The 21,815-nt window shown below is 50.8% G+C and carries 19 protein-coding genes and 1 tRNA gene; 17 read left to right on the plus strand and 3 right to left on the minus strand.

Going from position 1 to position 21,815, the window contains the following annotated elements; all coding sequences use genetic code 11:
• Nucleotides 1-43: 43 nt before the first annotated feature.
• Nucleotides 44-637, minus strand: a complete 594-nt coding sequence (locus tag ACMP1L_RS00925) for a TetR family transcriptional regulator (protein ID WP_118731950.1) — start codon at nucleotides 635-637, stop codon at nucleotides 44-46.
• A gap of 182 nt (nucleotides 638-819) precedes the next feature.
• Here ACMP1L_RS00925 and ACMP1L_RS00930 point away from each other — a divergent pair, with 182 nt between their 5' ends.
• From ACMP1L_RS00930 to ACMP1L_RS01000, 15 genes are all read left to right on the plus strand, one after another.
• Nucleotides 820-1,677 carry a hypothetical protein gene (locus tag ACMP1L_RS00930; protein ID WP_118731949.1) on the plus strand — a complete coding sequence of 286 codons (858 nt, stop codon included), beginning with the start codon at nucleotides 820-822 and terminating at the stop codon, nucleotides 1,675-1,677.
• 39 nt (nucleotides 1,678-1,716) lie between these two features.
• Nucleotides 1,717-3,975, plus strand: a complete 2,259-nt coding sequence (locus tag ACMP1L_RS00935) for an efflux RND transporter permease subunit (protein WP_177304621.1) — start codon at nucleotides 1,717-1,719, stop codon at nucleotides 3,973-3,975.
• Nucleotides 3,976-3,996: 21 nt separating this feature from the next.
• Nucleotides 3,997-6,057, plus strand: a complete 2,061-nt coding sequence (locus tag ACMP1L_RS00940) for a hypothetical protein (protein WP_418451728.1) — start codon at nucleotides 3,997-3,999, stop codon at nucleotides 6,055-6,057.
• Between the two features lie 46 nt (nucleotides 6,058-6,103).
• Nucleotides 6,104-6,733, plus strand: coding sequence for a cytidylate kinase-like family protein (locus ACMP1L_RS00945; RefSeq protein ID WP_418451729.1), 630 nt, complete (start codon nucleotides 6,104-6,106; stop codon nucleotides 6,731-6,733).
• Entirely contained in the window at nucleotides 6,730-7,545 is an 816-nt protein-coding gene (locus ACMP1L_RS00950) for a VOC family protein (protein WP_418451730.1), read from the plus strand. Before ACMP1L_RS00945 ends, ACMP1L_RS00950 begins: the two co-directional genes overlap by 4 nt.
• Before the next feature lie 196 nt (nucleotides 7,546-7,741).
• Entirely contained in the window at nucleotides 7,742-8,917 is a 1,176-nt protein-coding gene (locus ACMP1L_RS00955; RefSeq protein ID WP_418451731.1) for a PP-loop family protein, read from the plus strand.
• A 118-nt stretch (nucleotides 8,918-9,035) separates the two neighbouring features.
• Entirely contained in the window at nucleotides 9,036-9,158 is a 123-nt protein-coding gene (locus ACMP1L_RS00960; protein ID WP_279220306.1) for a hypothetical protein, read from the plus strand.
• A gap of 442 nt (nucleotides 9,159-9,600) precedes the next feature.
• Nucleotides 9,601-11,220: an ABC transporter substrate-binding protein gene (locus ACMP1L_RS00965; protein ID WP_418451733.1), complete on the plus strand. Its 1,620-nt coding sequence runs from the start codon at nucleotides 9,601-9,603 to the stop codon at nucleotides 11,218-11,220.
• 88 nt (nucleotides 11,221-11,308) lie between these two features.
• Nucleotides 11,309-12,241, plus strand: a complete 933-nt coding sequence (locus ACMP1L_RS00970; protein WP_118531229.1) for an ABC transporter permease — start codon at nucleotides 11,309-11,311, stop codon at nucleotides 12,239-12,241.
• A gap of 3 nt (nucleotides 12,242-12,244) precedes the next feature.
• The gene (locus tag ACMP1L_RS00975; protein WP_118731941.1) at nucleotides 12,245-13,162 is read left to right on the plus strand and encodes an ABC transporter permease; all 918 of its coding nucleotides are present in this window, start codon (nucleotides 12,245-12,247) and stop codon (nucleotides 13,160-13,162) included.
• Between the two features lie 12 nt (nucleotides 13,163-13,174).
• The gene (locus ACMP1L_RS00980; RefSeq protein ID WP_118731940.1) at nucleotides 13,175-14,161 is read left to right on the plus strand and encodes an ABC transporter ATP-binding protein; all 987 of its coding nucleotides are present in this window, start codon (nucleotides 13,175-13,177) and stop codon (nucleotides 14,159-14,161) included.
• Nucleotides 14,161-15,183: an ABC transporter ATP-binding protein gene (locus ACMP1L_RS00985; RefSeq protein WP_118731939.1), complete on the plus strand. Its 1,023-nt coding sequence runs from the start codon at nucleotides 14,161-14,163 to the stop codon at nucleotides 15,181-15,183. The genes ACMP1L_RS00980 and ACMP1L_RS00985 overlap by 1 nt, the downstream gene beginning before the upstream one ends.
• A gap of 21 nt (nucleotides 15,184-15,204) precedes the next feature.
• Nucleotides 15,205-16,290 (plus strand): mandelate racemase/muconate lactonizing enzyme family protein, encoded by a 1,086-nt coding sequence (locus ACMP1L_RS00990; protein WP_418451734.1) that lies wholly within the window; start codon nucleotides 15,205-15,207, stop codon nucleotides 16,288-16,290.
• Nucleotides 16,287-17,690 carry a serine hydrolase domain-containing protein gene (locus ACMP1L_RS00995; protein ID WP_418451735.1) on the plus strand — a complete coding sequence of 468 codons (1,404 nt, stop codon included), beginning with the start codon at nucleotides 16,287-16,289 and terminating at the stop codon, nucleotides 17,688-17,690. The genes ACMP1L_RS00990 and ACMP1L_RS00995 overlap by 4 nt, the downstream gene beginning before the upstream one ends.
• Nucleotides 17,691-17,787: 97 nt before the next feature.
• Nucleotides 17,788-17,858: transfer RNA gene (locus tag ACMP1L_RS01000), tRNA-Gly, on the plus strand.
• A gap of 36 nt (nucleotides 17,859-17,894) precedes the next feature.
• On the opposite strand, the gene ACMP1L_RS01005 is transcribed toward ACMP1L_RS01000, so the two are convergent.
• Nucleotides 17,895-18,476, minus strand: coding sequence for a hydrolase (locus ACMP1L_RS01005; protein ID WP_177291884.1), 582 nt, complete (start codon nucleotides 18,474-18,476; stop codon nucleotides 17,895-17,897).
• 78 nt (nucleotides 18,477-18,554) lie between these two features.
• Nucleotides 18,555-18,788, minus strand: a complete 234-nt coding sequence (locus ACMP1L_RS01010; protein WP_418451737.1) for a FeoA domain-containing protein — start codon at nucleotides 18,786-18,788, stop codon at nucleotides 18,555-18,557.
• 224 nt (nucleotides 18,789-19,012) lie between these two features.
• Between ACMP1L_RS01010 and ACMP1L_RS01015 the strand changes: the two genes are divergently transcribed.
• Entirely contained in the window at nucleotides 19,013-20,566 is a 1,554-nt protein-coding gene (locus ACMP1L_RS01015; RefSeq protein ID WP_118731934.1) for an ABC-F family ATP-binding cassette domain-containing protein, read from the plus strand.
• Between the two features lie 336 nt (nucleotides 20,567-20,902).
• Entirely contained in the window at nucleotides 20,903-21,808 is a 906-nt protein-coding gene (locus tag ACMP1L_RS01020; RefSeq protein ID WP_418451739.1) for a DUF6273 domain-containing protein, read from the plus strand.
• Nucleotides 21,809-21,815 lie beyond the last annotated feature (7 nt).

A 21,815-nucleotide genomic window follows, 5' to 3' on the forward strand; every position in this document is an offset into this window, starting at 1 on the left:
TGCAGTCTGGTGATAAAAAACACCGGAGCGCTGGGCATAAGGCTCAGGACTCCGGCGGTGCAAAAAAGTCACGTTCAATAAACAGGCATACATTGTCGACAAAGCTGTCCGGGTCACAGGGTTCTTCCTGATCGAGATAGCACTGTACAATATTAAAATAAAAATCTGTCATCAGGCTGGTGAATATAGGGGCAGGAAGCTTCAAGCGATAGCCCTTTTGTTCAGCAGCCTGAATTTTATCATTCATAATGCGGATGAGGCCGGTGCGGATGATGCGCATCAGGTCACCGTCCTGATTGGCATGGTAGATTTTCTGGTACAAAATCCGGTTCTCGCCGATAAGATGCAGCAGGATCAGCAGGAAGTCCCGCACGGAAGTGCGGTTGGTGAAATACATGACATCTTCATTCAGGCCAAGCTCATCTAGCATAGAGCCAAGGCAGTAATGGAGCAGGTCATATTTATCCTCAAAATAGCGGTAAAACGTAGAACGGGAAATCAGCGCGGTATTGCAGATGTCGGTCAGTGTGAGCTGCTCAAAAGGCAGGGCTGCAAGCTGGGAAAAGAGAGCACCCTTCAAAAGCGCGTAGGTGCGGCGGGCGGTAATACTGGTTTTCCGGGATGTAGACTGTGCCATAATAACCTCCGTGATCGATGAATTTGCGCATGAAAAACAGCACAGGTTCACAATGTATAAAACTGGACAAATCTAAAACAAGTGTCTCATTATGAACATTCCAAACAAAACTGATACTTGTGTATTTTAACATATACATAGATAATAATGCAATAAAATGAAGAGGAATTCTGGAGGTTTTTATGGATTATCGAGATAAATTGCACAAAAACAAACAGTTCTTAACGAACCCTTTGCGTGTCGCACTTTTTGCGGTTGGGTTGGTGCTGCTGCATCAGCCGGTGGCGGCGCTGGCGGCTGCGTCCACCATTGAGGCAGGAAGCGGTGCTGTGGCAGAGACAAAGCCGGCGTCTGTATATGGAACGACAAAAGTAATCGATTCAGAAGAAACAGAAACGGCCCGGGCAAACTGGGTAAAGGAGGGCGACGACTGGTATTATCTCCTGCCGGACGGCAGCAGGAACCGGCAGGATCTGCAGTTTGACAATGCCCTTTATAAATTTAACTGGAACAGCTCTTTAAAAACGGCCCAATGGGTACCGAATACCGGCGGCGGTGCGTATCCGGTGTTCTGTTACGATGAAGAAACGCAGTTTTTATTTGACCAGTTAAATGACGAGAAAAAGGATCTGTATTTTGACGAGTATCCGGACCGGGAAGAGGAGTACGGTAATGATGAAAAGCGGCAGTACGACCGCTATGCCGGATTTATCATGGATGAAAAATTGAATCAGGCAGCAGCTCACCGTCTGGAAGCAGCGCTGGCAAATGGTTACAGCGGTGACGCGATTCCCGGTGAGGGAACCTTAAAGGATTACCTGGAAAAAATTTCCTACCGGAAAAATTCCAGCTGCCGGGAGCTTTACCTGCGGGGCCGAGAGGATGCGGACGATGCCTTTGACAAGCTCATCGGCAAGACCCAGGACAAATATGATTCCAGCGGAAAACGGAAAGATTCCCTGGATTATTACCGGCGTATCGGCATGGCCCATGCGGAGAAAGACGGAGAACACTATTTTATGGTGATCCTGATGCGGTAGAAGTGAAAAGAAAAAGGGAAAGAGGAGCAGAGATCAGTTATGGAAGACAAAAAATCCCTGAAAGATAAATTAAAAGCGCATCTGCCCCACAAAAGGGGAGCGGAAGAGAAGCAGAAAAAAGGCGCGGAGGATACCGGCTTTACCATTCGCCTGGCACGTTTTATTATTGAAAAGCGTGCCTGGATCGAGTCGGTGTTCGTTGCAGGCTGTATTTTCTGTGCAATTGCCATGCTGTTTGTAAATGTAAACTACGACCTGACCAAGTATGTGCCTTCCACAGCCCAGTCCAGCATGGGACTGGATGTGATGAAGAAGGAGTTTGGATATCCTGGAACAGCCCGGCTGATGCTAAAGGATGTAAGCCTGTACGAGGCGAAGCAATATAAAGATAAGATCCAGGCCATTGATGGTGTGGATCAGGTCCTCTGGTGCGACACCACGGTTAATGTTTACGCAGGAGAAGATTTCATCAATATGGATGATATCAAAGACTACTACAAAGACCGCTGTGCGGTTATGGATATCACTTTTGATGAGGAATCAGATTCCCCGAAGACCGAGGCAGCTATCGATGAGATGAAAGCCATCACCGGAGACAAGGGCTGCTATGTCGGTATGGCAGTGCAGAACAAATCCCTGATCCAGACTACCCATGAGGAGATGAACAAGATCCTGGTGGTCGCGGTCATCATGATTTTTGTGGTACTTTGTCTGGCGACCACCGCATGGACAGAGCCGATCCTGTTTTTGCTGGTCATGGGTGTGGCGGTACTTTTGAATAAGGGAACCAATATATTCATCGGTACGATTTCCTTTCTGACCGATAATGTAGCCATCATTTTACAGCTGGCAACCTCCATGGACTATTCCATTTTCCTGCTGGATGCCTATATGAACTGGCGTGATACCGGACTTTCGGAGGAGGAAGCCATCGTCAAGGCAGTTGAGGAAGCCATCAACTCCATTTTTGCCAGTAGCCTGACTACCGTAGTCGGCTTCCTGGCGTTAGTTACCATGAAATTCAACATTGGCTTTGATATGGGACTGGTTCTGGCAAAGGGTATCATCTTCAGTCTTCTGACGGTGGTGCTGTTCATGCCGGCCATGATCCTGAAATTTACCAGATGGAACGATAAGACCAAGCACCGTTCCTTTTTCCCGGACTTTACCAGATTGGGAAAGGGTGTGTACCATATCCGGTATTTTGTTCTGGCGGCGGTGCTTCTCATTACCCCGCCTGCTTATGTGGCTCAGCAGATGAACAATTTCCAGTACGGAAACAGCGCTGTGGGCGGTGCTCCGGGAACTCAGGTATACGCGGATGACCAGGAGATCACCGCAAAGTTCGGCCGAAGCAACATGATGCTTCTGATCTATCCGAACACGGACCCGGTGGCAGAAAAGCGGCTGTCCGATGAATTGGAAGCTCTTCCATATGTAAAGAGTGTAACCTCGATGGCCAACACACTGCCGGAGGGCATCCCGGAGGATTTCCTGCCGGATTCTACCGTCAGCCAGCTTCACACGAAGGACACGGCACGGATGCTTTTATACATAAGGACCAAGGGCGAGAGTGACAAATCCTTCGAATATACGGATCAGATCCGGGATCTCATGAAGAAATATTATCCGGAGCACTCGTACGTGGTCGGAGAGACTCCGTCTACCCAGGATATCAAAGAAACAATTACGGACGATAACGCGCGGGTAAATCTGCTGACGCTGCTGGGTGTATTCCTGGTTGTAGCTTTCAGCTTTAAGTCCGTTTTGATCCCAATCGTGGTTATGATCCCGATTGAAGTTGCTATCTTCATCAACATGGCAGTTCCGTATGTGCAGGGCGTGGATATGATCTACATGGGCTACATTATTGTCAGCAGTATCCAGATGGGTGCGACGGTAGACTACTCGATCCTGCTTACCAACAATTATATCGCGAAGCGTGCAACACTTCCGAAGAAGGAGGCCTGCATTGAGGCGGTGACCCGGTCCTGTTCCTCTGTTTTTACATCCGGCGGCATCATCACCCTGGCAGGATATATTGTATATCTGATTTCTACGACGGCGGCCATTGGAGATCTGGGACATCTGATCGGACGAGGAGGCTTCCTGAGTCTGGTCCTGGTACTGACTCTGCTTCCGGCACTTCTGGTGCTGACTGACGGACTGGTCATTGAGAAAAAATGGAAAGGCTCCAGAAGAAGAATCCGCGAGCGCTATGTGACCAGAAGGCAGCAGTTCCATGAGCGGGCAGAGCAGATCCGGACGAAGCTGGAAGAACACAGGAAAGAGAAATAAGGGCAGCAGGAGGAGAATGTCATGAAGAAAAGATATCAGAGACTTGGTGTCATGGGGCTGGCGGCAGTCATGGCATGTACCGGCACGGTTCTGCCGGTGCTTGCCGGCCAGGCATCTGTGGCTGTAGATGAAAATATGTATGTAAACCTGGATTACTATGGAAACGTAGACCGGGTCAATGTGGTGAAGGGCTGTGATCTGAATGGCCAGACCACGTTCACCGATTATGGCAATTACACAGCGGTGACCAACATGTCCGATTATACGGAGCCGGTCATTGAGGGAAACAAGGTAACCTGGAATGTGTCGCCGGATTACAAGGGGCGCTTCTATTATAAAGGCGAGCTGGATGCGAAGAAGGTGGCACTCCCATGGAACTTTGATGTTTCCTATAAGCTGAATGGCGTGCCGAAAAATGCAGACGAGCTGGCGGGTGCTTCCGGACTCATTGAGATCCATATCGACGCGAAGTTTAACGACAGTGCGGATGTGAATGAATATTATAAGAACAACTTTGTTCTGGCTGTAGCAGTTATGGTGGATACCAATGACTGTTACAGCCTGGAAGCAGACGGTGCTCAGAAACAGACCGTCGGCGGCAACAGCGCCGTTGTGTTTACGGCGCTTCCGGGCGAGGATGGAGACTTCACCGTCCGCATCGGAACGGACAGCTTTGAGACCAGCGGCGTGTTCATGGCCATGACTCCGTTAACCGGCAGTGATCTAGAGCACGTGACCGACTTAAAGGAAGCAAAGGATACCTGGAAAGAGAGCGGCGATCAGATGCACGACAGCATGCAGCAGATGGCTTTGTCTGTTGAGGCCATGCGGGACGGCATCCATTCTTTACAGAACGGCATGAACTCTGCGGAGGGCGCAAGACAGACCTGGAGTGGTTCAAAAGACAGTATTCTGGCAGGCAATGACCGTGCGCTTGAGACCTTAAGCGCTGTCTCGGATCAGCTGGAAGCGATGATCCCGCATATCGAGACCGCCAAGGAGGCGGCAGATGTAGCGCATGACAGCCTGGGCGATATCGTAAACACGGTGCGCGAGATGCAGGATCCGTTAAATAAGCTGCACAGTGCACTGAAGGGAATCAAGAGTGGGTCGGAAGATATGTCCGGCCAGGTTTCTCCGCTGAATCAGCTGATGCAGCAGATCATTGCACTGGACGCAACGCTGCAGGCCAGCGAGCAGGCTTATGTAACGGCTCTTGGAACCATGGGTGTCAGCCTTCAGAATGTGGATGATGATTATTATATGGACGAGGACTGGGAGGTCGATCTTTACGATGACCGCTCTGCCTCCCCGAGCAATGCCGGAAGCACCGGCAGTGTATCTGGTGCGGCAGGCGGCATCACCCTGAATCAGCTGGAGCTTTTGCAGACTCTGATGGCGAAGAAAGCAGCACTGGAGAAATTGTCCGCAGCCAGCAGTAAACTGGCTTCTGAGCTTTCCGGCCTTTTGGATGATGTGGCAGATGCAGCCAAATACACCTCTGAGCTGACGGACAGCCTGGAGATGCTGACGGAGGACACCGCAGCCCTGTATGATTCGATGGACAGCTACTACCCGGATCTGCAGGCTTCTCTGGATGATACGGAGGAGCTGTTAAACCGTACCACCGAAGCCATGAATACCAGTATCAGTACGGCGGCGATCGTACAGAATACCTTAAAAAACAGCAGTGATAACCTGGATGCGGCTACCCGCGACAGTATCCGCGGTACCCTGGAGCTTCTGGATAAGAGCTTAAGCGTGCTGGACAGCACCGCTTCCATCCGCCATGCAGGCGTGACCATGAAGGAGGCCATCGATAAGGAATGGGATGACTTAGATGGAGATACCCGTTTCCTGAACATGGATCCGAAGGCGGAGAAGGTATCCTTCACATCCGATGAGAATCAGGAGCCGGAATCCGTACAGATCATTCTGCGCACCGCAGAGATTAGCCTGGATGATGATGACGAGGTTCTGGATGCGGAGACTGAGGCAGCAAGCCAGAGCCCGCTGCGCCGGATCTGGATCGTGATCGTGAAGATGTGGAAAGCATTTGTGGAAATCTTCCGGAACAGATAGAAAAACTGTGGATAAAGGGAAAATTGGACAGGGGGTTTAGAAGCATATGAAAGGAAACCGAATCATAACCATAGGTCGTCAGATCGGAAGCGGCGGCAGTGAGATTGGCATGGAGGTGGCAAAACGCCTTGGAATTCAATGCTATGACAGGCAGCTGATCGAGATGGCCTGCGATTACGGAGAACTGGATCAGGATATTCTTGCGGAAGCGGAGGAGAAGCGGCCGAATCCATTTCTCTACTCTGTGCCGCGTCAGATGCAGAATGATAAGACCGGAAGAGGCATTGCCATCAATGACATGGTATTTAATCTGCAGTCGGAGGTTATCCGGCGGCTGGCAGAGAAGGAGTCTTGTGTGATCATTGGCCGCTGTGCCGATTATGTGCTGCGGGAGCAGCCGGGCGTGACTTCCGTATTTATCTATGCAGATATGAATGCCCGGATCGCGTGTCTTATGGAAAGACGCAGGATCACCCGGGATGAGGCCATTACGCTGATCAAAAAGACTGACAAGAGCCGCCGGAATTACTATGAATGTTATACCGGGAAACGCTGGGGTGCCGGTGCCAGCTATGATGTCACCTTAAACAGTGCGGAGCTTGGCCTGGATACCTGTGTGGATCTGATCTGCAGTCTTTATGAACGGAAACAGGAAGGAGATGCACAAGCGCGATGAAACAGACCATGAGACGCTTTCTGGTGAGTGTGGCTGCGGTGCTGCTTTCCATTGGAACAGCAGCGACGATCTATGCGGCCTCCGATAAGAGCAAGGTAGGAAAGATCAGCCTGGTATTTGATTCTGATCTTGGCATCGGTGTGGATGGAAATGCGCTTTCCGTTACCTCGGAGGGTGAGAATACGGATCGTTACTATATCAGTGATACAGAGGTGGTAAATGAAGATCCGGATGATTTCAGCGACAGCAATCCGCCGGAGATCGAGGTGACTCTGGTGGTGGCAGATGAGGACCGGTGGTATTTTGCCGGTGCTTCTTCCGATGCGTTCCGCTTAAACCTGGCAGCTTCGTCAAAGAACCGCTACGACAAGGTTCAGTTTATCAGCGCAAAACGCTCGGAAAAAAACGCGATGCTGACACTGCGGGTAAAGCTGATCTATGATAAGAAGTCAAAGCTTGATAATCGTTCCGCCATTTCCCTTGCGCAGAATGATGTCGCTTCCCCGGCCGGTTTTGGCTGGGACAGCGCACATCCGGGAACCGCATCCTGGAATGCGGAGGAATCCGCACGCTATTACCAGATCCAGCTGGTCAGAAACGGCATTGATACCGGCATCATGCGTTCGGTATACAAAAACCATTATGATTTTTCATCCCAGATGACAGAGCCGGGGGAGTACTGCTTCCGTGTCCGTACCGTGCGCCAGAGTAGCCACAACAAGAGTGAGTGGGTGACCTCAGAGATATGGACAGTGGCCGCAGCGGAAAACGAGGAAAACAGATCGGATGTGGTCAATGCCGGGACAGAGTAAAACCAGATTGCAAATAGGATATTGAGTTTTGCGTGCGTTTCCTGTATGATGGATGTGCGCAGCGAAGAAAACAGACGGCTGTAGATGTGGCCGTCTGTTTTTTCGATGCAGAAGCAGGAAACGGAAAATATTTTGTCCATGGAACGCGGGAAGATGCGGCATGGACAGGATTTGACACGCTACAGGAGTGAATCATATGAATGAATTAACCATAGAAGAATTTGACGCCCTTTCCACGGACACCTATGTGCTTTATGATATCCGAAGCACGGATGAGATCAATCATGGTGCCATCAAGGGAGCTATCGCCAGTTCCGCGGAAGAACTGGAAGAAAATCCGCCGGAAGAGAAAGGCAAAAAAATCATCATCTGCTGCAGCCGCGGCCGCGTGAGCCGCGATGTGGCAGAGAATCTCTGCGAGCAGGGCTATGACGCAGTCAGCTTAAAGGGCGGCTACATTGCCTGGCTCATGGCCGAGATCAAAAAGCAGGAGGCAGACGAGATCTGCGATTCCGTGGAAAAAAGCCTGCGCAAGAAATTCCACAAGAACATTTTCAGCAAATTCGCGAAAGCCATCAATCAGTACGAACTGGTGAAGGAAGGCGACCGCATTGCGGTCTGCATCTCCGGCGGCAAAGATTCCATGCTGATGGCCAAGCTGTTTCAGGAGTTAAAGAAGCACAACAAATTCCCGTTTGAGGTGAAGTTCCTGGTTATGGATCCGGGCTACAGTCCGGAGAATCGCCAGGTCATCGAGGAGAATGCCCGGAAGTTAAAAATTCCGATTCAGATTTTTGAGTCCGACATTTTCGATGCGGTATACACTATCGAGAAATCCCCGTGCTATCTCTGTGCCCGCATGCGCCGCGGACATCTTTACACCTTCGCGAAGCAGCTGGGCTGTAACAAAATCGCCCTGGGCCATCATTATGATGATGTGATCGAGACCATCCTCATGGGCATGCTCTACGGCGCCCAGGTTCAGACCATGATGCCGAAGCTCCACAGTACCAACTTCGAGGGCATGGAGCTCATCCGCCCGCTGTATCTGGTACGCGAGGATGATATCAAGGCGTGGAGAGATTATAACAACCTGCATTTTATCCAGTGTGCCTGCAAGTTCACCGACACCTGCACCACCTGCAATAATGAGGAAAACCAGTCCAAACGCGTGGAAGTCAAGGAGCTGATCCGAACCTTAAAAGAGAAGAATCCGTTCGTGGAGAGCAATATCTTTAAAAGCGTGGAGAATGTCAATCTGGATACCGTGGTAGCGTACAAGCAGGGCGGCGTGCGCCATCATTTTCTGGATACCTATGACCGGGAAACGGAGACTGCAAAACCGTGCTGCTCAGACGCTGCAGACGATTAAACGGTCCTCTTTACTTGCGGTATGACCTGTGTTATACTTGGGATAATTATGAGTGTGGGCAGGTTATTACAAAAGCATTGTGCAGGAAGGTAAAATAAAGAACGGGAGGCGTTTGCAAATGGATATCATGATTTTTCTTGGCTGTATTCTGCTGCTGGTATTGTTTGTTGTTGTAGCAGTGGTAACCAGTATGTTAGGCACCATCGGTGCCATTGTGGCAGAGGAAGATGACGAAGAATAAGCTGTACAGAGAAAAGAATCCGGACTATTTCGGATTCTTTTTTTCTGCCATGACCCAAAGTGATCCTGACAAACTGTCTATCAACGATGGAAGAATGACCGTGACATACGGACAAAAAGAGAAAACGACCGTATCACACGGAAAACATATAAGAAATGATTGGAAATTAAAATTCCCTCTTGCATTTACATAAACACATCGTTATAATGACCATAGCTTTAAGATTTTACTGAATTAATGTGGCAGATGATACAAAAAATTGTCAAACCGGATATTGCAAAAAATCAGGGACGTATTATCGGAGAAAGATTGGTCTCGGTATACGTCCCTTTTTTGTCACGGTGTCCGGACAGCGGTTTCGGCTGGGAAATCTGAAACTCATCATAGAATTCGGTATCACAAAAGAAGCATAAAGCGAAAACGAGGAAGGAAGGAAACAAACATGAAAAAGACACTGGCAGGAATTGTCCTGAGCTGTGTGCTTGCAGCGTCCCTCACTGCATGCGGCGGTTCCGGAAATTCTACAAGCACATCCGCAGCAGAGACTTCTGCAGCAGCTGGCGGCAGCACATCCGCAGCAGCAACCACTGAGAGCGGCGACAAGGTTATACGTGTCGCAGCAGTAGATCCGCAGGTAGCACTGGATCCGCAGCAGTTTACCTACAGCATCGTAATGAAAATTACCGATAACATTACCGAGTCCCTGCTGACTACCACATCCGATGGACTGGCTCCGACTCTTCTGGCAGCTATGCCGACCATTTCCGATGACAACATGACCTACAGCTTCGAGCTGCTTCCGGATGTAAAATTCCATGATGGAACGACTCTGAAGGCTTCCGATGTTAAGTATTCTTACGAGCGTCTGATCAAAATGGCAAAGATGGCAACCCTGCTTGAGAATGTGGTTGGTTACGACGAGATGAGCGCAGGTACAGCAGATGAGCTGTCCGGTATCGAGGTTCAGGACGATACCCACTTCACCATTCAGTTAAAGAAACCGTACGCACCGTTCCTTTCCGTTCTGTCTACCGCATACTGCGCAATCTATCCGCAGGAGGCATGTGAGGCAGCTGGCAACAACTGGGGTATGACCACCCTGATCGGTACCGGCGCATTCAAGCTTGACAGCTATCAGACCGGTGTTGGCGCAACCCTTTCCCGTTTCGATGATTACCATGGCGGCGCAGTAGCGCTGTCCGGTCTGGACTACAAGTTCATCGAGGATGTTAACACTCAGGTTCTTGAGTATCAGAAGGGCAATGTAGACTATGTAGATGTTGACCCGTCCATCTACCCGGTATACTCTAGCAATCCGGATCTGAAAGATCAGATGCATGGCTTCCAGCCGACTGGCTGCTACAGCCTGAACGTAAACAGCAAGACCTATTCTGATCCGAAGGTAAGAGAGGCAATTGCTCTTTCCATCGACCGTAAGGCCATCTGCGAGAGCATCCTTCACGGTACCGCAACCGTTCCGAATTCCTATATCCCGGCTGGTATCATCGGTCATGATGACAGCCTTCCGGAGTTTGAGTATGATCCGGAGAAGGCAAAATCCCTTCTTGCTGAGGCAGGATATCCGAATGGCATTGACCTTCGCGTAACCGTAAACACCAAATATCAGGGCAACGTAGCAATCGCAACCGCATTCCAGCAGCAGGCAAAGGCAGCAGGCATCAACGTAGAGGTTGAGCAGGTTGACTCTGCGGCATGGTCCGATATGAAGAAGAACGGCGGCGTTGACTGCGGTATCTCCAACTGGTATGTAGATTACTCTGATCCGGAGAGCATGCTGTACCCGATGACCAAGACCGACACCAACTCCAGCTTCTGGCACAATGCCGAGTTCGATAAACTCATGGATGAGGGTATCGCAACCACCGATGAGGCAGAGCGTCAGGAAATCTACAAAAAAGCAGAGCACATCATGACCAGAGAAGACTGGGCAACCACTCCTCTCTACAATGAGACCAAGTTCTATCTGTTAAATCCGCGTATCACCGGATTTGAGATGGATGCGACCTTCCGTATGTTCTGGAAGAATGCTGATATTCAGTAATTATTGCGGCAACAATTAAAAATGTTTAGAGAAACAGGGGGGCTGCGCATTTTGGCAGTTCCTCTGTTCGCATGTAGGAGAAAATAAAATGCTTTCATACACAGGAAAACGTCTGCTCCAGACGATCTTTGTTCTTCTGGGCATCAGCTTGATCACGTTTGTTCTGCTTCAGGTAGTACCGGGTGACCCGGTTGCCCTGATGTTAGAGAAACGTGCAGATCCGGAGACTATCGCCAAAGTGCGTAAGGAGCTCGGTTTGGATCTGCCATACTATGTACAGTATCTGAATTTTATAAAAGGCGCCATCCATCTGGATTTCGGTACCTCCTATTTCACCAAGGAGGTTGTTACCGATGCGCTGTTCCGCTGCTTTAAGGTAACCGTAAAGCTGGCATGCATGTCCTTTATCTTCGCTTCTGTTATTGGTATTCCGTGCGGAATCTTTGCAGCAGTCAAGAGAGGAAAAGGCATCGATACCGTTGTTATGGTACTCTCTATCGTCGGTGTATCTGCACCGGCATTCTGGGTAGCGATCATTCTGCAGATCCTTTTCGGCTTAAAGCTGAACGTTCTGCCGATCTCAGGATTCGATACGCCGGCATCTTACATACTTCCGAGTCTTGCGCTGGGTGCGCGTTACGCAGGAAATATTGCGCGAATCACCAGAACCAGTATGCTGGAAGTACTGGGACAGGATTACATCCGTACCGCGAAGGCAAAGGGTGCCATGCGCTGGGCCGTTATCTTGAAGCACGCCCTGAAAAATGCCATGATCCCGATCGTAACTCTCGTAGGTACTGATTTTGGTTACATGCTGACAGGATCCATGCTGATCGAAAAGGTATTCTCCATTCCGGGAATCGGTAAGCTGGCAGTAGATGCCATGTCCAACCGTGATCTCCCGCTTCTGGAGGGCACCGTTATGTACATCGCATTTGTATTCGTTGTCGTAAACCTGATCGTTGATGTTTCCTATGCATTTCTGGATCCGCGAATCCGCTACGGGAAAGGAGCAGCATAAGAGATGGCTAAGAAATTACTTGGATTTTTTAATAAACAGAAACAGTTTGAGCAGGATGTTATGGAAAACGGCATGCAGTATTCCAGCTTCTACGGAGATAGCCTGCGCCGTTTAAAGAAGAACAAAATGGCAATGTTCTGCGCATGTGTACTGATCCTGCTGGCACTGATGGCAATCTTCGCTCCGCTCCTCGCACCGTATGATCCGACCTATCAGGATTACAGCGCTGTGCTTGGCGGACCGTGCAAGGCACATCCGTTCGGAACCGATGAATTCGGCCGTGACATCTTATCCCGTATCATCTACGGTTCCAGAGTATCCATCAGTATCGGTATCGTGGCACAGATCATCGCTTCTATCGTAGGCGTAACCTTAGGTTCCCTGGCCGGTTACTACGGCGGCTGGATCGACAGCCTGATCTCCCGTGTCATGGAGATCTTCCAGGCATTCCCGGATCTGATCTTCGCCATGGCGATCATGACCTTCATGGGTAAGGGTGTCCTGAACCTGTTTATCGCCCTGGGCCTTCTGACCTGGGTCCGCACCGCGCGTATGATCCGCGGTTCTGTCATGCAGTTAAAAGAAAAAGAATACGTAGAGGCAGCCCGCGCCTGCGGAGCATCTACCTACTGGATCATCATGAAGGAACTGGTTCCGAACTGCCTGTCCACCATTATCGTCCTGGTTACCCTTGGTATCCCGAACGCAATCATGTACGAGGCATCCTTAAGCTTTTTGGGCATCGGTATCCAGCCGCCGACTCCGTCATGGGGCAATATGATCAGTGCGGCACAGACCTTTATCAGCTACCGCCCGGTATACAGCATCATGCCTGGTGTGGCGATCATGATCACAGTTATCGCATTCAATATCTTCGGTGACGGTTTACGAGATGCACTGGATCCGAAGCTGAGAAGTTAGGAGGTATGAGAGATGGCAGAGAATATTTTACAGGTAAAAAATTTAAAAACCTACTTTCATACTGAGGCCGGACTTGTGAAAGCGGTTAACGATGTTTCCTTCAATGTGGAAAAGGGTAAGACCCTCGGCATTGTAGGTGAGTCCGGCTGCGGAAAAAGTATCACTTCCTTATCGATCATGGGTCTGGTAGAGCGTCCTGGTAAGATCGAGGGCGGTGAGATCCTGTTTGAGGGGGAAGACCTCTTAAAGATGACGGAGGCTCAGATGCGCAACATCCGCGGCAAGAAGATTGCCATGATCTTCCAGGAGCCGATGACATCCTTGAATCCGGTTTATACCATCGGACAGCAGCTGATCGAGGCCCTGCTCCTTCATGAGAAAATGACCAAGCAGGAAGCAAAAGCCCGCGCCATCGAGATGTTAAAGCTGGTTAAGATCCCGCTTGCGGAGCGCCGCTTCGACGAGTACCCGCATCAGCTTTCCGGCGGTATGCGTCAGCGTGTCATGATTGCCATGGCACTCTGCTGTAATCCGGCTATGCTGATCTGTGATGAGCCGACTACTGCGCTGGACGTAACCATTCAGGCGCAGATCCTGGACCTCATCAATGAGTTAAAAGAAAAGACCGGAACCTCCGTTATGATGATTACCCACGACCTGGGTGTCATCGCAGAGGTTGCGGATGATGTTATGGTTATGTACGCAGGCAAGGTCGTTGAGCACGCAAGCTGCGACCAGATCTTTGACAAGCCGATGCATCCGTATACGGACGGACTGATGAAGTGCATTCCGAAGCTGGATGATGACGACACCAAAGAGCTGAGCGTTATCAAGGGCATGGTGCCAAGCTTTGATGATATGCCGGCAGGCTGCGCGTTCTGCCCGAGATGTCCGCAGGCCCGCGAGATCTGCCGTCAGAAGATGCCGGAGTTAGTCGAAGCCGAGGGCCGCAAAGTGCGCTGCTTTAAATATACGAAGGAGTGGGAGGAGAACATCTGATGAGTGAAGTAAATGAAAAGACCCCGCTTCTGGAGGTCCGGAACCTGCGGAAACTGTTCGCGGGAAAATCTTCCTTCTTCCAGAAAGATAAGTCATGGATCAAGGCGGTGGACGATGTATCCTTTACCCTGAATCCGAAAGAAACCCTGGGTGTGGTTGGTGAGTCCGGCTGCGGTAAATCTACCATGGGCCGCTCTGTGCTTCGTCTGATCGAGCCGACCTCCGGCGAGATCTTCTACAAGGGAAAGGATTTCACCAAGGCAAGCGGCCAGGAGCTGCGGAAAATGCGCGCAGATATGCAGATCATTTTCCAGGATCCGTACGCATCCTTAAATCCGAGAATGACCATCGGCGAGATCATTGCCGAGCCGTTAAATATTCAGAAACGCTATAAGACCCAGGAGGAGACCCGGGCACAGGTGTTAAAGGTGATGGAGGTCGTAGGACTGAACACCAAATACTACAACCGCTATCCTCACGAGTTCTCCGGCGGACAGCGTCAGAGAATCGGTATTGCCCGCGCGATCGTGCTTAACCCGTCTCTGGTAGTCTGCGATGAGCCGGTATCCGCACTGGATGTTTCCATCCAGTCTCAGGTACTGAATCTGCTGCGCCAGCTGCAGGAATCCATGGGAATGGCATATATCTTCATTTCCCACAACTTAAGCGTTATCAAGCATATTTCAGACCGTGTCATGGTTATGTATCTGGGACATGTGGTAGAGCTGGCGGACAAGAAAGAGCTGTTTGCGAACCCGTCCCATCCGTACACCCAGGCGCTGCTGTCCGCAATTCCGGTACCGGAGCGCCATTCCAAGAGGAAGAAGATCATTCTCCAGGGCGATCTGCCGAGCCCGGCAAACCCGCCGTCCGGATGTATCTTCCACACCCGCTGCTTCATGGCTCAGGAAATCTGTTCCACGCAGAAGCCGGAGCTTAGAGATATTGGAGGAGGTCATCTGTGCGCCTGTCATTTCTGCAATGGAGCCTGCGCGCAGAACGAAACTACAGAAGAAAAATAATTGGGGAGGTATAGAAGTATCATGAAAATTACCAACATTAAGACCTACAGAATGCAGGTGCCGCTGGTGCGTCCGTTCCGCATTGCGCTGGGTCTCATCACTCACGCAGTCAGCTGCCTGGTTGAGATTGAGACCGATGCCGGCATCACCGGTTATGGTGAGGGCTCTCCGGGACCGCTGATCACCGGTGAAAACCTCGATGGAACCATCGCTACCGTAGAGCGTCTGAAGGAGAAGCTTATCGGCATGGACCCGCGTGACATGGAGGCAATCTATACCGTGATGAACCGTACCGTAGCGTATGCAGGTACTGCAAAGGCAGCCATCGACCTGGCATGCCATGACATCATCGGCAAGAGCACCAATCTTCCGCTGTATAAGGTTCTGGGCGGACTTTCCGGCGAGATCGAGACAGATATGACCGTTGGCATCGACGATCCGGCAGTCATGGCAGAGCATGCAAAGGCACATGTACAGGCAGGCTTTAACGTGATCAAGACCAAGGTCGGCGTAGACTTTGCTTCCGATCTGGCAAGAGTCCGCGCGATCCGTGAGGCAGTCGGTGACCAGGTGAAGATCCGTCTGGACGCAAACCAGGGCTGGAAAGCCAAGGAGGCTGTTGAACTCATCAACCGCCTGAACGAGTACGATATCGAGCTGGTAGAGCAGCCGGTTCCGCGATTTGATTTTGAGGGACTGAAATTCGTGACCGCCCACAGCTCTGTGCCGATCATGGCAGATGAAAGTTGCTGGGACTCCAAGGATGCCCTGCGGTTAGTATCCCAGCGTGCTGTAGATCTCATCAACATCAAGCTGATGAAGTGCGGCGGCCTGTATGAGGCAAAGAAGATCACCGCGATCGCAGAGGCAGCAGGTGTGGAGGTCATGCTGGGCTGTATGGCAGAGGAGAGCGGTATCGGTGTAACCGCGGCTGCTTCCCTGGGTGCGGCATTAAAGAACATTACACGTGCGGATCTGGACGCAACCTTCTCCTTAAAAGAGCTTCCGTACGAGGGCGGCTTTACCGTAAAAGATACCAGACACCTGATCCTTTCTTCTGATCCGGGCCTTGGCATCAAACGTCTGAAAAAGGAGATGCTGGCATGAACCGTATGACACAGGAGGGCAAGGCAAAGCTGGAAGAGCTGGTTGCCCGCGTAATGAAGGATGGCCAGGCCCGCGGTATCGCGGTCGGCATCGTCAATGCAGCCGGAGAGATCCAGTACGAAAATTACTTCGGTTACCGTGACGCGGAGAACAAGCTCCCGATCACCAGAGACACCATCTTCGGTATGGCATCTGTGACCAAATCCTTTACGGCACTGTCCATCATGCAGATGCAGCAGGACGGCCTTTTAAAGGTAGATGATCCGGTTTCCAGATACATTCCGGAGTTCACCAACAAGAATCAGTCTGAGCCGGTTAAGCTGTGGCATTTGATGTGCCACAGCGGCGGCTATTTCCCGCTTCCGCGTATTGTAGTGGATAAGACCGCGCAGGAGATGAGGATTGAGGATTCCCTGGATGCAGAGCTCATTTACCGGGAAGACTTTGCAGAGGAAGGCATCCGCCGTGTGGCAGGCCGCCTGGATTCCCAGACCCGTTTCACCGGACGTCCGGGACAGCGCATGAGCTACTGCAACGACGGTTTTGGTCTGCTTTCTGATATTGTGCGCCGTCATTCCGGTTATGGCTCCTTTGCAGAGTATCTGGATAAGAAGATCCTGAAGCCGATCGGTATGGACCGCAGCAACATCAGCTTTATCCGCAATAGCCAGGACGAGAATGCGGCAATCCTGTATTCTCTGGAGAACGGAACCTGGAGAGCTGACCGCGACTACCAGAATGATGCATTCGTCCTGCACGGCGGCGGCGGTATGAAGTCCACTCTGGGTGATATGCTGAAGTATGCTGTTATGTATCTGAATGAAGGTGTGGCAGGAAACGGAAACCGCATCGTAGAGCGCTATGCTGTTCAGGAAATGGAAAAGCCGAGACAGTTCATGAAGCCGGGCATATACTATGGCTACGGTCTGGAGACGAAGCAGGTAGGTGATCGTGCTGTTTATGAGCACGGCGGAAGCCTTCCGGGCGTATCCTCCAACTTCTCCTTCTGTCCGCAGGAAGAGGTTGGTATTGTGGTGCTGTGCAATACCATGGATGTTTCCGTGGCAGCCATCGCAGACGCAGCCCTGAATGCCTACTGCGGTCTTGAGGTCGAGGAAGAACGGCAGATCCACGCAGAACGCAGCTGGAGCGCCGAAGAACTGGAAGAGTTAGCCGGAAGCTATGTATCCGGTGAGGGTGATGCATTTACGCTGACTGTAGAAAACGGAACCCTGAGCATGAAGGTAAACGGAAATCCGACCGCACTTCAGGCCGTATATCCGTGGCAGGGTATGGTACGGAAAACCTATTCCGACATTTACCTGACTGCGATCCGTGACGAAGATGGTCATGTATTTGCGGCGCGCTATGGCAGCCGGATCTTCCCGAAGGAAGCATAATCATTTTGAAAAGAGATTCCTGCTTTTTTCAAAAAACAGGAATCTCTTTACTTTTTGAAAAATACGATTTATAATAAACAGTGTTTCCATAGAAAACGCAGGCGTAGTTCATTGGTAGAACATCAGCTTCCCAAGCTGAGGAGGCGGGTTCGATTCCCGTCGCCTGCTTCCTTAAAACCGCGTAGCTACGCGGTTTTTGTATTTTCAGGCCTCCATCTCCGCATTCACGGCGTCCTCGCAGGAGCGCATTGCCTCGATGGTCTTTGCAAAGAGCTCATCCAGCTCCCATCCCAGGCGTTCGGCACCGGTGCGGATGATGTCGCGGGAGCAGCCTGCAGCAAATTTTTTATCCTTGAATTTTTTCTTTAAGCTGGAAACCTCCATATCCCTGGTGCTTTTGGATGGGCGCATGCGGGCTGCGGCTCCGATCAGACCGGTCAGCTCATCTGCGGCGAACAGCACCTTCTCCATCTCATGGACCGGCTCTACATCGCAGCAGATGCCATAGCCATGGGAGCAGATGGCATGGATCATGTCATCGCCGACACCGCCGGCCTTTAACAGCTCCGGCGCTTTTGTGCAGTGCTGCTCCGGGTAAAGCTCAAAATCAATATCGTGGAGCAGTCCGCAGATTCCCCAGAAATCCTCCTCATCTCCATAACCAAGCTCCCTCGCGTACCAGCGCATGACGCCTTCTACGGTGAGACCGTGCAGAATGTGGAATGGCTCCTTGTTGTAGGTTTTCAGTAAGTTCAATGCTTCATCTCTAGTGATCTGACTTATCATTTCATGTCTCCTCCTGCTGGAAATTTTTTCCATTATACTGCGTCTGATAAAAATTGTTAAGCATTTGTTTTTGAACGATCAGTGTTGGATTTCGGCAAAAATTTCGCCTGCAAGCTTTCGCGGCAGTAAAATCAGACGGCCGCGCACCCGGAATAAAAAGAGCCGCCTTCGGAGGGAACGGCACACGCAGTGTACGGCTTCATCGGGAATAAAGCCCTGCCGGGCAAGCTTCTCCCGGCGTGCCGGTTCACTGGCGATCCAGATGATGCGGGCATCGGAGGCAGGGGGAATGTGGCTGAGCGGAAGTACCATGGAATCACCTGGTCATGTTTGCCGGGGCCATGTGACAGGCAGAGCGCCTGGTTCACATGAACCGGTGTGTAATTACCATAAGATATGCGCAAATTCCGGGAAAAGAGCTTGCCACCGCAGAATTTGTTAGGTAAAATAGTAGCATTCGCAAAATGCGGTATAGCCGCAGATTTCAACATTTTGCAGAGATTGTTTGTGTCTGAGAGGTTTTGAGAGGAGTTTTCATGAGTATTTTAAATGTAGAGCATTTAAGTCACGGATTTGGTGACCGAGCTATTTTCCAGGACGTTTCGTTCCGTCTGTTAAAGGGTGAGCATATCGGTCTGGTGGGCGCCAACGGCGAGGGTAAATCTACCTTCATGAGCATTATCACCGGAAAACTGCAGCCGGATGAGGGCAAGGTTGAGTGGGCAAAGCATGTGCGCGCCGGTTATCTGGACCAGCACACCGTACTGGAAAAGGGCATGACCATCCGCGATGTGTTAAAGAGCGCGTTTGCGTATCTGTTTGAGATGGAAGAGCAGATGAATGCCATCTGCGATAAGATGGGCGAGGCATCCGAGGACGAGATGAATGCCATGATGGAGGAGCTTGGCACGATTCAGGACCTTCTGATGGCCCATGACTTTTATATCATTGACAGCAAGGTAGAAGAGGTAGGCCGCGCGCTGGGCCTGCAGGAGATTGGCATGGATAAGGATGTTTCCGAACTTTCCGGTGGCCAGCGTACCAAGGTGCTTCTGGGAAAGCTGCTTCTGGAAAAGCCGGACATCCTGCTTTTGGATGAGCCGACCAATTATCTGGATGAGCAGCATATTGAATGGCTGAAGCGTTATCTGCAGGAGTATGAGAATGCCTTTATTCTGATCTCCCATGATATTCCCTTCTTAAACAGCGTCATCAACCTGATCTACCACATGGAGAACCAGAAGCTGGACCGTTATGTGGGCGATTACGATCATTTCCAGGAAGTTTACGCAGTGAAGAAAGCACAGCTTGAGGCCGCTTATAAGCGTCAGCAGCAGGAGATCGCAGAGCTTGAGGATTTTGTGGCCCGCAATAAGGCAAGAGTTTCCACCCGAAATATGGCCATGTCCCGCCAGAAAAAGCTGGATAAGATGGAGGTCATTGAGCTGGCGAAGGAGAAGCCGAAGCCGGAGTTTAATTTTATGGAAGCCCGTGCTGCCGGCAAAATGATCTTTGAGGCGAAGGACCTGGTGATCGGCTACGACGAGCCGCTGACCCGCCCGTTTGACATCAGCATGGAACGCGGTGAGAAGGTCGTCTTAAAGGGCTCCAACGGAATCGGAAAGACTACCCTGTTAAAGAGTATCCTGGGCCTGATCCCGGCACTTTCCGGCAGCGTGGAGTTAGGTGATTATCTGTATCTTGGCTATTTTGAGCAGGAGATGGCACCGGGAAATACCACCACCTGCATTGAGGAAATCTGGAAGGAATTTCCGTCCTACACCCAGTATCAGGTACGTTCTGCCCTGGCAAAATGCGGCCTGACGACCAAACACATCGAGAGCCAGGTACGTGTCTTGTCCGGCGGTGAGCAGGCAAAGGTAAGATTATGTAAACTGATCAACCGCGAGACCAATGTTCTTCTTCTGGATGAGCCGACTAACCATCTGGATGTGGACGCCAAGGAGGAGCTGGCCCGTGCCCTGAAGGCATACAAAGGCAGCATCCTTCTGATCTGCCATGAGCCGGAATTTTACGAGGGCTTTGCCACTCGCGTGGTAGACTGCAGCGAATTCTGCCTGCGCGGTTAAGAGCCGGCTTATGTCGTCTGGTGTCAGCTTTTGTCGATGAACTTTTCTTGTACTGGTATCGTTACTGTGCTATGATGATGGCACAGTAACGATTTATCTGAGATTCTGTTTTTCTGTTATCTTAGTTTTATTTTCACATTTCATTTATTTTCACTTTTATATTTATGTTTCTATGTTCCTGTTGGGCTTTATGGCAATGTTTTGCCGCTTCAGCTTGAAACAGGGCAGTTTTATCATCAGGCTGTCTGTTACGTGCAGCTCAGGCGCAGTTCGCGCATTTTCACATAGGATCAGAATACAAAAAACAGGATCGCAAAAAGGGAGAGGGGGAATGCGATGCATTCAGAACGAGGACGCAAAGGTCTGCTTCTGATCGTCTGCGCATGGACGATTCTGACAGCGGGACCGGGACTGACGGTTTATGGAGCCGGGACCGGGACGGAGACTCAGATCCGGCACTGGAATATCGGGGATACTGTTATACGGAATATCGGGGGAACAGCATACCGTTTCCGCTGCATTGATCAGAATTATGCAGACCATATGGATTACCACAGAAAGGGAGCCTTATTTTTGTGTGATGAGGTAATACCGGCCAACACCGGTTCCCATTATCAGTTTGAGACGCCGGAGGACGCTTCTCATGGTTATGTGTATGCTTCGGGACCGATCGTACGCTTTGGAGAAACCGCGGATTATAAATATTCCGCGATACGTGCATGGCTTTCCGGCTCTGCAGAACAATTTTCAGATGCGGAAATGGTGAATATCGGCGTGGAACGAGCTTATCAGGGGCAGACGGGAAGAGAATTGTGGGAGCAGTTTTCCGGAGATGAGCTGACTGCCAGATATCTGGGCAGCCAGAAGCTGGTGGATCAGCTGTTCATTCTTTCAGTGGACGAGGCATATCGCTACCGGAACTGGCTGTGGCGGTTTGGCCCGGTCAGAAAGCGGAATCCGGAGACGCAGATCAGTGAATTCTGTAAAGGCTACTGGCTCCGCACACCATGCAAAAGCGCAGAGGGTACTCAGGTCTATATTGTGGATCTGGTGCAGGGCAATATCCGGCCGGAAAAGGTACGGACTGATGTGCAGACGGCAGAAAGCGGTGTGCGGAATGACATGCAGGAGGCAGGAAGAGATGTGCGGACAACAGCAGATCAGAAACCAGAAGCGGATGAGGAATTGCGTGTAACAGGAACAACAGGGGTGCGGCCGGCTTTTGTGCTGCCGCAGATGTAGGATAAGG

The organism is Ventrimonas sp., assembly GCF_048380235.1.
In the GTDB taxonomy this organism is placed as follows: domain Bacteria; phylum Bacillota; class Clostridia; order Lachnospirales; family Lachnospiraceae; genus Brotaphodocola.